Origin of the sequence: Bradyrhizobium sp. NC92, from assembly GCF_025200865.1 — a bacterium.
Lineage (GTDB): Bacteria > Pseudomonadota > Alphaproteobacteria > Rhizobiales > Xanthobacteraceae > Bradyrhizobium.
Genome location: NZ_CP104171.1, coordinates 7,269,259 through 7,281,875, shown reverse-complemented (window position 1 = coordinate 7,281,875; position 12,617 = coordinate 7,269,259). Strand labels below are relative to the sequence as shown.

13 protein-coding genes are annotated in these 12,617 nt (G+C 57.4%); 2 read left to right on the top strand and 11 right to left on the bottom strand.

What is annotated here, in order from left to right:
- Window positions 1–107: 107 nt before the first annotated feature.
- The 11 genes from N2602_RS33890 to N2602_RS33840 form a co-directional block, all read right to left on the bottom strand.
- A complete protein-coding gene (locus tag N2602_RS33890; RefSeq protein WP_260380818.1) occupies window positions 108–1,145 on the bottom strand; it encodes an EscU/YscU/HrcU family type III secretion system export apparatus switch protein in 1,038 nt (345 codons plus the stop codon).
- Window positions 1,142–1,957 (bottom strand): type III secretion system export apparatus subunit SctT, encoded by an 816-nt coding sequence (sctT, locus tag N2602_RS33885; RefSeq protein ID WP_128266596.1) that lies wholly within the window; start codon window positions 1,955–1,957, stop codon window positions 1,142–1,144. The genes N2602_RS33890 and sctT overlap by 4 nt, the downstream gene beginning before the upstream one ends.
- A gap of 263 nt (window positions 1,958–2,220) precedes the next feature.
- Window positions 2,221–2,496 (bottom strand): flagellar biosynthetic protein FliQ, encoded by a 276-nt coding sequence (locus tag N2602_RS33880; protein WP_128266597.1) that lies wholly within the window; start codon window positions 2,494–2,496, stop codon window positions 2,221–2,223.
- 1 nt (window position 2,497) lies between these two features.
- Window positions 2,498–3,163, bottom strand: a complete 666-nt coding sequence (gene sctR, locus N2602_RS33875; protein WP_128266598.1) for a type III secretion system export apparatus subunit SctR — start codon at window positions 3,161–3,163, stop codon at window positions 2,498–2,500.
- Window positions 3,156–4,142, bottom strand: a complete 987-nt coding sequence (sctQ, locus tag N2602_RS33870; RefSeq protein ID WP_260380817.1) for a type III secretion system cytoplasmic ring protein SctQ — start codon at window positions 4,140–4,142, stop codon at window positions 3,156–3,158. Before sctQ ends, sctR begins: the two co-directional genes overlap by 8 nt.
- A gap of 131 nt (window positions 4,143–4,273) precedes the next feature.
- Window positions 4,274–4,810 (bottom strand): YscO family type III secretion system apparatus protein, encoded by a 537-nt coding sequence (locus tag N2602_RS33865; protein ID WP_128266600.1) that lies wholly within the window; start codon window positions 4,808–4,810, stop codon window positions 4,274–4,276.
- Complete coding sequence (sctN, locus tag N2602_RS33860; protein ID WP_128266601.1) at window positions 4,786–6,141, bottom strand: type III secretion system ATPase SctN; 1,356 nt, start codon at window positions 6,139–6,141, stop codon at window positions 4,786–4,788. The genes N2602_RS33865 and sctN overlap by 25 nt, the downstream gene beginning before the upstream one ends.
- Complete coding sequence (gene sctL / locus N2602_RS33855) at window positions 6,138–6,761, bottom strand: type III secretion system stator protein SctL (RefSeq protein WP_128266602.1); 624 nt, start codon at window positions 6,759–6,761, stop codon at window positions 6,138–6,140. Before sctL ends, sctN begins: the two co-directional genes overlap by 4 nt.
- Complete coding sequence (locus tag N2602_RS33850; protein WP_244941536.1) at window positions 6,758–7,390, bottom strand: nodulation protein NolU; 633 nt, start codon at window positions 7,388–7,390, stop codon at window positions 6,758–6,760. The genes sctL and N2602_RS33850 overlap by 4 nt, the downstream gene beginning before the upstream one ends.
- Window positions 7,391–7,400: 10 nt before the next feature.
- Window positions 7,401–8,261 (bottom strand): type III secretion system inner membrane ring lipoprotein SctJ, encoded by an 861-nt coding sequence (gene sctJ, locus N2602_RS33845; RefSeq protein WP_128266603.1) that lies wholly within the window; start codon window positions 8,259–8,261, stop codon window positions 7,401–7,403.
- A gap of 10 nt (window positions 8,262–8,271) precedes the next feature.
- On the bottom strand, window positions 8,272–8,787 hold the full coding sequence (locus N2602_RS33840) for a nodulation protein NolB (RefSeq protein ID WP_244941535.1): 516 nt from the start codon (window positions 8,785–8,787) through the stop codon (window positions 8,272–8,274).
- Window positions 8,788–8,995: 208 nt separating this feature from the next.
- Here N2602_RS33840 and N2602_RS33835 point away from each other — a divergent pair, with 208 nt between their 5' ends.
- Both N2602_RS33835 and N2602_RS33830 read left to right on the top strand, forming a co-directional pair.
- On the top strand, window positions 8,996–9,667 hold the full coding sequence (locus N2602_RS33835; RefSeq protein ID WP_128266604.1) for a nodulation protein NolW: 672 nt from the start codon (window positions 8,996–8,998) through the stop codon (window positions 9,665–9,667).
- 778 nt (window positions 9,668–10,445) lie between these two features.
- A complete protein-coding gene (locus tag N2602_RS33830) occupies window positions 10,446–12,239 on the top strand; it encodes an HrpF/NolX family T3SS translocon protein (RefSeq protein ID WP_311738719.1) in 1,794 nt (597 codons plus the stop codon).
- The last annotated feature ends 378 nt before the right edge of the window (window positions 12,240–12,617 follow it).

The window sequence follows — 12,617 nt, the reverse complement described above, 5'->3', positions numbered from 1 at the left end:
CAACATCTGCAGAAGTGCTTCCGCCGTTTCCGACGTCACTCAGATATCAGGTTGCGTCATGGCGTCTTTGACTAGAGCGCCCGAACGCATCGCTTTGGCGCCCCGAGCTAGACGAGGCCGGCGGCAAAGACTGCCTTTGCAACCCCCTCGAAACAGTCTATCGGAACGGCCTTTCCCAATATTCCCTTTCGGATCAGCTGACGCGCCAAGCCAGGCTCCTGAATAATGTTCAGATGCAGAGCTTTCGCCTGATCAAGCAGCTGTGAAGCAAATTCGTCCTCGCCGCGGCACACCATTACGGGGGCTCCGGCCTGCCCACGAACGTAACGAAGTCCAATCAGCATCGCGGGGCCCGCTACTATCAATGTCGCCCGCTTGACCCCGAGCGGCGGCTCGCTCGCCGAGTCCCGACGGAGCCGACGGCGTTCGCCCTTTACCTGCGGATTGCCGTCCTGTTCCTTAGACTCGCGCTTCGCTTCACTCTCCGTCATGCGCATGTCGCGCAAAAACAACCATCGCTGAATTAGCAGATCGGCCAAGCCGCCGATCAGAAACGCCCCAGCAGCAATTTCAATTAGATACTTGAGCTCTTTGAATACAAAGCTAAAACAACCCAAACCGCAGACAGGCAGGTACACCAGCGCCTTCCAACTTGCGACTGAGGTGAAAAACAGCGTTACGCCGAGAACGAACACTTTGATCAGCGACTTACCAAGCTCGACAATAGACCTCTGAGAGACAAGCCGTTTCAGCCCCTTGATGGGATCCAATTTCTCAAGGCTTAGTTTCAGCGGCTCCATGGAGAACGTCAGCCCGCCAGCAGCCAAGAAACTGGCTAGAATGGCTGCAGCAACGGCCGCTCCAATGATTGGGGCAACACTCGTAAACGAAAGTTCGATCAATCCGACCAGTGCCTGCCGGACCGCAGTGTTGAAGGGCTGCCCCTGGAGCTTGTCCACGAGCTGCACCCCTTCACGCCATACGTCCTCGATCGCGCTCGCTCGGAAACATAGGCAGCCGAACGCGGCGCACATGCTGAGCGCGCTCACAAAATCGGCGCTGCGCGGGAATTGTCCTTTCTTACGCGCCTGACGTAGCTTCTTAGGAGTTGGTGGAAGCTTCTTCTCTTCGCTCGAGTCGTTCATTTCAAGAATTTCCCGAGCCGCTCCAGCACCCCGTCGAACTGGACAATCTCCGTTCCCATGTATTCAATGAGGAAGACAGTGTAACTCACCATGATGATGCCAAAGGCGGCGTTCTTGATAGTGCCAGAGAGGTCGTTCAGCTTAATTTGCGGTGCAAAACGCCCGAGCAGCATGAGAGATACCTCAATCAGGAGCAGCAGAGCCAGCACGGGTCCGGAGACTAGCAGGGCCGTGCGCATGATCTGATCGAGAAGCGCTACAAACTCCATTGCCCCTTGCATTGTTAGGGGAGGTAGTACCTGGTACACGGGCCAGATCAGATAGCTGCCATAGAGGCAACGAACCATCGTCTGTAGACCTCCAGACAGAACGAAAATAGTAACCGCAGCAGTTCCGAGAAAAAGACCCGTGGCGGAGGCCTGGCTGCGCGTCGCAGGGTCGTCCAGCTGGCTTGAAACACTCCGCTGCGTGTCAATGATGTCGCCAACTGCCTGGATGCTCCATAGCGGTATGCTTAGTAACATCCCGAACAGCAGCCCGATGAATATCTCTTTGAGACCGAGAAACGCGACCGCGGCCAGACGGGTGGCCGGATCCAGGGTCTGCAGACCGGCCTTGACATGCGCAAGGCACGGCAGTCCGATCACGATCGTCAAGCTTGCCCGGATCATCCCGCTAATCTGCGGCCGCGTGAATACGGGAAGCACCAACATAATGCCTAGCGCCCGGGCGGCACTAAGGCCCGCTGCAACGACGAACTCGACGGCAGCCTGGATCAGAGCTTGCGTCTCGGTGGGTGACAAAGCATGCATTCGCGGCGCCCATTGTTCGCTTCAGCTGATCTAACCGGCTCCGCTCGCCGTGCCTTAATGTTTGGTGCCAGAAGGCCGCAGATAGTCGGCGGCGTTCGTTTTATGAGCGCTCAACGAGAGCACCGGCCGAACTGCAATCCTGTACGGTAGGCCGACGATCTCCATACTCTCATGCTCGCTCGGTAAACTGGCGCACTTTGGTAATTCAAGGGGGATGCCGATGGGCGGTTTTGTCCTCACAAACTCCGCCTTTCAGTTCCGCACTAATGCCTCGATGTGAGAGAGGGGAACTCAGTGAAGATATGCTGGGCTTGTTCGATAAGCGGCGCGCTCAGCACCGGAGAAAACAGAACGAGCACGGCAACGACGACGAGGAGCTTCACGGTGAGGGGCAAGGTTTGATCCTGGAGCTGCGTTGCCGCCTGTATGATGCCAACAAGCAATCCAGCCACGAGAGCTGCTAGGAGCGGTGGCAGAACCCAGATCATGAAGAGGACGAGCGATCGGGTCAAATGCGTGAGGATGCTGGCCTCGTCCATATTAACCTCCGGGCGCGGCGTAACTTAACACCAACCCGTGCATGAGCCGCGACCATCCGTCGATCGTGACGAACAGAAAGAGCTTAAAAGGAACAGATATCATTGTGGGCGATACCATTGACATGCCCATGGCCATCAGAATCGTCGTTACAATCAGATCAATCGTGATGAATGGAAGATAGAGAAGGAAGCCGATTTCAAAGGCACGCTTTAATTCCGAGATTAGAAAGGACGGTACAAGAATCGCAAAATCATCCGCTGTAGCGTTTCCCCGCATCTCCTCTGACCAAACATGTTCTGTGGATGACAGGAAGAACGTGCGCTGCTCCTCATTGGTGAATTTTTTCAGGTGAGCGCGCAGCGGCTCGCTTCCCTCCTTAGCGGCTGCCGCCCAGTCGTCGAGCGTCTGATAATGAAGTTGCGGAGCGGTAACGCGGTTGTAGATCTGCTCCAGCACTGGAGCACCAATGAAGACGGTAAGGATCAATGCAGCGCCATACAGAACCATGTTCGGGGGTATCGATTGGGTCCCGAGCGCGTTACGCACGAGGAAGAGAACGACGGACACTTTTATGAATGCCGTCGTCGTGACGACTGCGAAGGCCAGCAGACCGAGGCCGACCGTCACGGCGAGAAGCGCAAGGATGCCTGGCTGGATGTCAGTCATTGACCGCCAACCCACCACGCAGCCTGATGGCCATTTCCTCTCCGACACGTACGATGTCGCCGTGGCCGATCACTCGACCATTGGCAACAATGTCAACCGGTCGGTCAACGGGGCGGCCAAGCTCGAAGACATGCCCTTCGTTGACGCTTCTCAACGTACCCAGCGGGATAGGCCAGCGGCCGCATTCGAACACGAGCGTAATCTCAATACTGTCGATGTCGGTTTCCGAGGGCAAGTTCGATGCCTGGGTTTGGGGTCGTGTCGTCATATATGCACTCTTTAATGGGTGGGGTTGCAGGCGGAAGGGCCCCCGCAAGATCAGTCTGTCGCCAGCAACCTCGGCCGGCGCCCACAATTTGTCAGCAGTCAGGATGACCTGATCGCTCGCGAAGGGAATGACGTCCGGCAACAGGGCATCGCCAGCTTTTGCCTGGCGAACAAGCCCGACGGACACGCGCAACGAGCCAATCTCGCCGGCAACCATAATGGGCAACGCCGGGGAAAGATTGCGCATTTCACGGGGCAATTGGCCAAGCAACTCGCCTAGCTTATAGAATGCAGACGGAGTCCGACAGTCAGGAGACGAGAATAGGAAGAGCCGGGCCTTGTCCACGAGCGTCCCATAGACCAAGTCGAGTTCCAGATAAGGGCCTTGCGTCGATGCTTCGTCGATGCGGATAATTTGCAAATCCCGCTCTAGCAGACCCTCTAGTCGAGTGAGCCATGATTCAAGCGCAAGTTCGAGGACGAGAGAGCGGGCTGGGTCCGAAGGTAAACTAAGGCCATGCTGCACTGTCCAAATAAGTGCCTCCGCCAGCGGACGAGGCACCGACAAGACGGCCATTTCGGCTCCGACGCGAAATGTACAGTCAAGCATGGGCGCAGTCGATGGTGGCGCCTGCCACACAAGCCGGCTAACACATATCGAGACCTGTGTATCGCCAAGGCGATCCTTCAGCACCGTTCGCCGAGCGGCCATCTCATTGAGGCACGAGACCGCGCTGTGCGACAATCTTAGCGGCGGCACGAATGGCGCAGGTTCATCGGCCGCATCTGCTCCGCACATGTTCACGGGACCGGAAGTTGGCGCCGACATAAGAGAAGCAGCCATTATGTTAAAACGCCGGCGGCCTGGCTCTGCGAGCCGCTCTGATACCGGAGCAAGACTTCATCATCCATTTCGATTTCAGCTGCAAACTCGGACCGAGCGTTGGCCGTGCGCTGAACATCGCACTCAATCTGCTGCCATTTCTGGCTCGCCGCCGAACGCTTGGCCCACGCGAACCGCGCCTCAACAACCGCCGCCTGGGCCTGCTCTTGAGCAATGCGCGCTTGCTCAAGCGCCTGGAGTGCAGATGCGATCTCTGCTGTGAGTCGTCCAATGACGAGATGACACCGACGGTCGAGTTCGGTGACGCTCATCGTATCAGACGATGCGAGTTTCAGATAAAGTTCAGCTTCGAGGCTTGCGCGGCGTTTCTCGGCGCTGGCAACATTCTTGGAAGCTTGCTCCACCGCTTCAACCGCCATTTGGCATTTGGCTTGCATATTGGATAATTGACGAAGCGCACTTCGCTCCCTCATGTCCTTCACCAGCCGCAGTTTCGACGCTTGGATGGGATTCAGGCGGTCAGACGCGACATCCACGTGACGGCCTCCTCAAAAGTGGACGGCTCATCTTGCCCCTGGCGCAAAAAATTCCGCAACTCCTCGATCGATGCGATTGCTCGGTCAGTCAGCGGATCGCCCCCTGGCTTGTACTCACCGACCTTGATCAAAAATTCGGCCTCATCATAGCGCGAAAGAAGATCTCGAAAGAAGGAGGCGGCCTTTCGATGTGACACAGAGGCGACCGCATCCATCACGCGACTTCGGCTCGACAACACGTCGATGGCAGGAAAATGCTCTCGCGATGCGAGCGCGCGTGAGAGAATGATATGACCATCGAGAATACCGCGCGACTCTTCGGCGATTGGATCGCCTGTGCCGTCACCTTCCACAAGCACGGTATAGAAGGCCGTGATCGAGCCCTGCTCGCCCATACCGGCACGTTCCAACAGACCCGGCAGAAGTGCAAAGACGGAGGGCGGAAAGCCGCGCCGCGTTGGAGGTTCTCCCGCGGCAAGGCCGATTTCACGCATCGCGCGGCTGAAGCGCGTCAATGAATCCATCATGAGAACGACACGCAATCCTTGATCACGAAAGTACTCGGCGAGTGCCGTCGCCGTATGAGCACATTGCGCGCGCTCCATTGCCGACCGGTCGGAGGTCTCCACGATAGCGATGGTACGATCGATGGCATCGCCAATGTGGCGCTCGATGAATTCACGCACCTCACGTCCGCGCTCCCCTATAAGCGCAACGACGGTGACGTCAGCATCCGCGCCTTTAACAATTTGCGACATCAGCGTCGACTTGCCGCAACCGGCATCTCCATAAATTCCGATCCGTTGGCCTTCGCCACAGGTCAGAAGTCCGTCGAGCACGCGGACGCCGAGCGGAAAAGGCTGCTCGATACCGCGCCGCCTCATTGGGTTGGGTGCCTTGCCGCGGAGGGGGCGAGTGTGGGTCGTCTTTATTGGACCCTTTCCGTCGAGCGGACGGCCGAAGCTATCGATGACGCGGCCCAGCAAATCGGCTCCGACTGGAACTTCCTGCATCCGCCCGGTCGGAACCACTTCCGCGCGGTTAGACATGCCTATCATGTCGCCGATTGGCGTGAGTAACACCCCATCCGGCAGCAGGCCGATCACCTCCGCCTCAAGTGACCATCCTGTATTGTGGTCCTGCAATAGGCACAGTTCCCCAACGCGGGCCCCTGGCAGCACGGCATGGACCAAGGTGCCGACGGCTCGGGTGATCCGTCCACGCACGGCACACGTATCGACATGCTTTGCTGTAGATTTCAGAGATGATAACGCCGCGTGCACAGCGCCTTCATCAGCCGCATCGCCATAGCTTGGCCTTTGAGAAGTCATGGGTCGCCTTCTTGAGAAGGCGGAGCAAGGGCGAGATGCAATGTACGGAGCTGCGCGGCAAGTCCTAGATCGACATTACCAAACTCACTCCACAAAACGCATTGGTCCGGCGTCAGAGCCGGGTCCGGATCAATTCTGACCTTAGGCCGCCCATGTGTTCCATCGAATGGCGCGAACTCGCGTATCAGGGCATCGACGTTCACGGGAGAAACATGAAGGCACAATTCCGCGCTGCCATATCTTTGCTCGATGGCGTGACGAACCGTCCTCACTAACATTGCGCCCGGATCGAAGGAGCCGACCAAGTCATTCAAGATCTCAATGACGAGCTGTGGCAGCTCCTGTTCTAGTACGGCTTTTCGTCGCGCCAGCTCAGAAGCAGCTCGAGTAACCAGCCGCGCCATTTCGTCCGAGCCTGTCTTCAGGCCTTCGGAGTGCCCGCGCGCCTGCTCGCGCTGATAAGCGTTCCTTGCCCAGTTGCGAACCTGCTGGAGATACCGCTCTGCCAGCGCGCGCGTCTGTGCCGCATCGTACCAGATCCCAAGTTCCGAGGCTGGTATGAGTGGACCCACGGGACGTATCTGCGGGCGTTCTGGCAATGCTGGCTCACCCGCGGTCATGCCGGCCGTGTCTCCGAGGCCAAATGGGTCATCACCAAAGACATCAATTGGCCCGCGGCTTTGTGGTGTTCGGCGGCCGGGCTCTCCGCGGCGGTCCCGACAGGCAAGCAGAGAAGCACGCGCGTACGGTCGAGCTCTGAGGCTTCCTTGAGCCAAGCGCCAAGGCAGGCATATCCGTCATGCTTAATCCGCTTTGAAAGTTCCTCCGGATCGACAATCAATTGGGTTTCGACGGCGCTGGATACATGTCGGATAGCGAAAGCATGTGCTTCCGCACCGATATTTCCGATCAGTAGCGAAAGATCATGCTTTGACACCAGCTTCAAGACCGAACGGGCGTGCCAAGTACCGCCAGCGAGCAGTGCCGCACGATGCGGATCATGCCCAAGCAGAGCGCCCCTTCCCCAGCTACTTCCCCTCGATAGCAGTTCACTGCCTAGCAGCAGTTCGGCTAGTCTTTCCTGCAGTCTGGGAGTTTTCTGCAGTTGCAGCACTGTAGAAGCCGCCAGCGACGCATCAAGCCGTTCAGCAAAACGGCTTGGATGGATTAAAGCAGTAAGCTCGCGCGCCCGATCGGAATGTCGGTTGAGCGAATGATTTGGTTCGGTGGGTGTCATCGTTGCGGACATTGCATTCCGCCTATCTCGCATCGGAGTTCAGCTTTTTGCCGGCGGCTTGGACGGCGGGCATACCCGCCGCTTTGCCAATATTCGCCACTTTCCGCCAGAACTGACCGAGCTGGCGCGCACGTGTGCTCAGCAGGACGTAAGATAGAATGCCGAACGCGGCGCCGGCACCTCCGACCGCAAGAAGGGAGGATGACATGGACTTGGTTGGCTGGATCGAAGCAACTGCTGGTGCAGAGGACATCTCATGCTGCGCCCGCTCAACCGGCACGAAAACGACGGCCACCTTTTCGTAAGATAGTCCTTCAATGCTGTTGGCGACGAGCATCTTGATTTGGGGCAACAAGGCCGAGAGCTTCGCATTGGAGCCATGTCGAATGAAGACTGACGCTGAGGACGGGGTCGCATCCTGTCGCAAAAGGTCATTCTTCGGCAAGACAACATGAACCCGAGCGGAGAGAACCCCATCGATATCGTTGATCGTGCGCGACAATTCTTCGCTTAGGGCATAAACGTAACGAGCGCGCTCCTCAACCGGGGACGCAACCAGACCCGATCCCTTGAACACCTCCCCAAGATTCTTGAACACTTGGCGCGGCAAGCCCTGGTCATTCAGCAGTTCTATCGAAACGGCCAGTTGCTTTTCGTCGACCTGAATCGTGCTGGTACCATCCTTAGCGACAACACGGACTGCATCGACACCCTTACTGAGGAGAAGCGCAAGCATCTCGTTGGCTTCACGCTCCTGAACTTTCGTATAGAGATCGGCCTTGCAGCCAGCTAGCAACAGCACAAGCGGCAACAGCAGAAAAACATCGAGCCGCCTTCCCGCAGGCGCGCCGCGGCCGATCCTTCTTTGGGCGAACAGAGCCATGAACCGCCGCTCAGCCCGCTGATAGCAACTTGTTCAGAGATGAACCGACGGCGCCGGTACTCTTGGAGATGAGCGAAACCTCAATAACACCGTTGTAAACATCCCGCAGATTCTGCAACGTCGACTCGAAATTATCCGCACCTTCTGGTTTGCCGACGGGATGGACATCGACTCCGTCCGAGCGCGCGATAGGCTGCGCGGCAGGCCCAAGCTGGACGCTCTTCGAAGGTGCCGGCTCGCCGATCGAAGGAAGTGCAGTCGAAGGATATGGTTTGCCTAGGTGCACTGCAGAAAGATTCTGAAGGATGCGTTCGCCCGGCGGACGGGTCTGCGCGACTGTACGCTGAACCTCTGCTGCAGGCGGCGCCAACGCGCTGTCGGCCACCAAAGAGGCGACACCCTGCTTCGAGGCCGCCTTTGCAAGATGCTCATGAAAGTTGCCCGGCGCCGCTGAACACCCCTCGGTGAGACACTCGCCGAGGTTGGCAGAGATCGGCATAGCGCCAAACTTCACGGAAGAAATCATTGCTCTCGCGTCTATTAGCTGTCGTTGCCGTGAACGGCTCAGCACCCTAGCGAGGCGAGCTGACCAAAACCTGACGTGGATCAGGAGCTACGTCATCCAAAAATCACGATTAGCTTCCAATTTGCGACGAATTTCGTCTTCCAACTTCTGGAAGAATTCCAGCGCATGACCGCCAGGAATACTCATCCAAACGACGAGGCTGCACACGTTGAAGAACATTCTAATTGTTGGTGTTTTCATCTCCTTGAGTGTCGTTAGGGCGCTCGGCGCCCCCCTAGAGCTGCCATCCACGCCTTATACCTACACGGTTCTGGATCAGGATCTCGCGGCCGCACTGCAGGAGTTCGGCAACAACTTGAAAATTCGAATCAACGTCAGCCCCCAGGTAAAGGGGCGGATTCGCGGGCGCATGCCGGATCTCGCGCCGCGAGAGTTCCTCGAGCGCGTGACCAATCTTTATAATTTTCAGTGGTACTACGACGGGCTGGTGCTGTACGTATCCGACGCGCACGAGGCGGAAAGTCGCCTGCTTGTCTTAAATCCGATCACTTTCGATGCATTCAAGGCGGCACTTGATGCACTCAAAATTTCCGATGAACGCTACGTCGTAAGAGCTGCACCGGAAGATGGACTGGTCTTCGCTTCTGGCCCGCCTCGCTTCATCGCGCTTGTCGACCAAACGCTCAAAGGCCTAGTGGCGGAAGCCCAGGCGCGACGAAATCTTACGACGGCCGCAAAGCCGCCGCCCGAGTCGGTCTTGATGTTGTTTCGGGGCTCCTCAAGTACGGTCGTTCGTGATGGACGAGCGGAGGGACCTGTTTCGCCCGAGGCGCCGCATCAAGACAACGTGGCTCACGCGCCTAGTCCAAGCCAGAGATGAATTGACAGCAAGAGTAGCTTACAAGGGAACTCAATGCGGTCGCGGCATTCTTTGTGAGCATTTCGAAAGCTGATGCTGTCGGCATAAGAGCCCGAGGCCAGACGGTGATGCACCGATTGGCGCACGTATGCCTTCAACTGAACGGCCGGGCGGCATCATTCTTGCGGTGACTACGCCTTTGGCTCCACTCAACGATCGACGATTGCCTATGAACAATAGGACTCTCTCCCTCAACTGTTTGAGCACATTTGCCGGCAAAGGTGTCCGATCCATGATGCTTCACGGCGCCGATGGAGCAGACCGTAACCGGAGCGGTAAGCGCGGCCACTCGCCACCGCATTCTCTACGAGACGCGAGCCGTATCATTTAGACCTGTTGCACGAACCCGCGCGCGATCTTCCGCGGATTCGCAGGCCCGAGTTCCCATTTTTGCCATCTGCCCGCGTCAGGACGCGACGGAGTGGCAGAAAATTCTGGGTGGATGCAGGTATTGTAAATACGCTGCAACTTTGCGCAACACCCATCCATGTCCCTTCGCGCATTCCTCTGAGCGCCGTCAGCTTCTCGAAAGCTAACTCCCGCTACTATAAAGGGGTCAATATCTAGCAGGCAATGAGCCTCTTGATCGCACGGACCTGAGCACCGGACGCCCACTCAGTCGCCGGGAGCAGCCGCCAGGAGTTGTTGGATCCGCCCATCAACACTTTGGTGTTCGTCGCGAACTCGGGCTGCACGATGTGACAGGACTGCGGCGCAATCTCACAGCACAGGATGTATAATGTCAGTAAACAACCTATCTCTAGCCGCCAACTCGAACGAGGCTTTGTCCGGGATTGCTCCCGGGTTGACGCCGGCGCAGGAGCTGTCAAGTTTCGAGGCGATGCTAGCGAGCTACGCCTTAAAAAACACGACCGGCGATCATTCCGCACCACAAGATGCGACCTCGCAGTTGACCAAGGACCTGACGGAGGAGCTCATACAGCTGACTGGCAATATCTTGCCACCTGAGATTAGGGCTGCATTGGATGCAGATGCGTATGGCCAGCCCCCGCAGTCAACCTCTGCTGCGGGCTCCACTGCGATTGCAGCCGCGCCAGTACCAAGCTCACGGATCACATGGAACAGTGGCACCCTGACTGACACTGAGTTGCAAATTGTGTCGGTGCTGAACCGTCATAAAGATAAATGCCCTCTCGATTGGAAGTCGCTCGGAGATTTGGCGAACGACCCCTCCACACCGCCGGATCTGAAGGCTACGATCGAGGCATTGCAGCAGGATCCGGAGCTCTTCTATGCGATAGGCTCACAAGGCGACGGCCGCTGCGGCGGGAAAATCAAGGCAGGTGATCTCTCCGGCTTCTCCGATCATCACCCACAAGTGGCGGCATTCCAGGAGCAGCAGGCGCGGAGCTACGAGCATAACTACGTTCCGTCGGACGGCACCGGAAATGGCCAGCCATGCGTTATGACCCAGACCGACGCATTGCGTGAGCTCTATCGCTACTCTGAGAACTTGCCCAAGAACCTGAGTCTTGCGGATTTCAGGCAGATCGTTGATGGCGAGGCTAAAACCGGCAAATGCCCACCTCAGGTTCTCGCAGCCGCTCAATACTTCCTCAATCATCCGGAGGAATGGAAACAGTTGTATGGCGGCTCGGTAGATAAGGTTCACAAAGAGGACTTCTTGCAGGCGGCTTCATCATCGATGAGACTCACGCATGCGGAGTTGGATACGCTTGGTATAATCAACAAGAACCAGGACGCTTTTTTCGGCAAGGGTGACCTGACACGGGAGAAGCTCGCGAGTATGGTCGATGACAAGAGTCTCGCGCCCGACGTGCGAAAGGCGGCCTCCCAGCTGCTTTCGGATCCTATCCTGTTCGGAGTGCTGAACAACTCGATCACAGGTTACAAGACCCACCACAAGTTCTTCGACTTCGGCGGCGGCCACACGGTCGATTCCGGCAACATCAGCAATAACGACTTCACCCATTTCTTCAACAACATGTCCGCTGCGAACCGCACCGCTCACCAATTGAAGACGCACGGCACTCAGACTGCTGCCGATCAGGCCGCCGTGGCGGACATGATGATGGGCGTGGCAGACCAGCCGGACATCAAGTCACCCAAGAAGAACGGAGGCGCCTTCATGCACACCCTTGATGACGTGCTCAAGGTGGGCTCCAAAGTGCTCGACTGGGCTGCGACGGCAGTTGGTGTACTCGGCTTCATTCCAGGTTTGGGCGAATTGGCCGATCTCGCGTCAATGGTCCTCGAGAGCGAGGCGCAAGCAGCAAATCTTCTGCACACAGCCATCACAGGCGGCAACATAAAGCAGGCACTGGAAGAAGCGGGACTCAGTCTTGCGGCACAGGCGGTAGGTTGTATCGGTGGTCCTGAGGTCAAACTCGCCATGCGCGAAGGCTTGATGAAGCAGGCAATTCAAGAAGCCGCGACGACTGGCGTGAACCTTCCGGTCTCGATGGCACAGTCTTACGCGGAGGACTATTTGAACACCCTAAAGGACCGGATTGAGTCTGAGGGCATGCAAGCTGCAAGCGTTTACAGCTAGTCAGAGCGACTTGGGGCTCTCAGATCACAACTGAGTAGCTAGGCGAGCTTGCGCGGCCCCGGTGCGGTCGGGTCCCACTGCAAACCGGTAGGATGCGCAAGCGTTGCCAGCGTGTTGGAGTTCCTTAGCCACATCCGACGACTTTGCGTCGTTGGTTTTCATCAAGGCCCAATTTATGTTCGGCTGTACTCGACCAGCCGGGTCGGCAGCAGCCGCAAATGCAGTACGTCGGCGCCGACAGTTCGATAGGCGGCCATCCAGCTCCAAAGCCGACGCTGAACTTGTCAAGAGTTTTAACTTAACACCGCGACTGAACCAGATGAGGTCGACGAGAATGCTTACACCGCAGTGAGATGTGGGCAGAGCGGATTTGCCAGC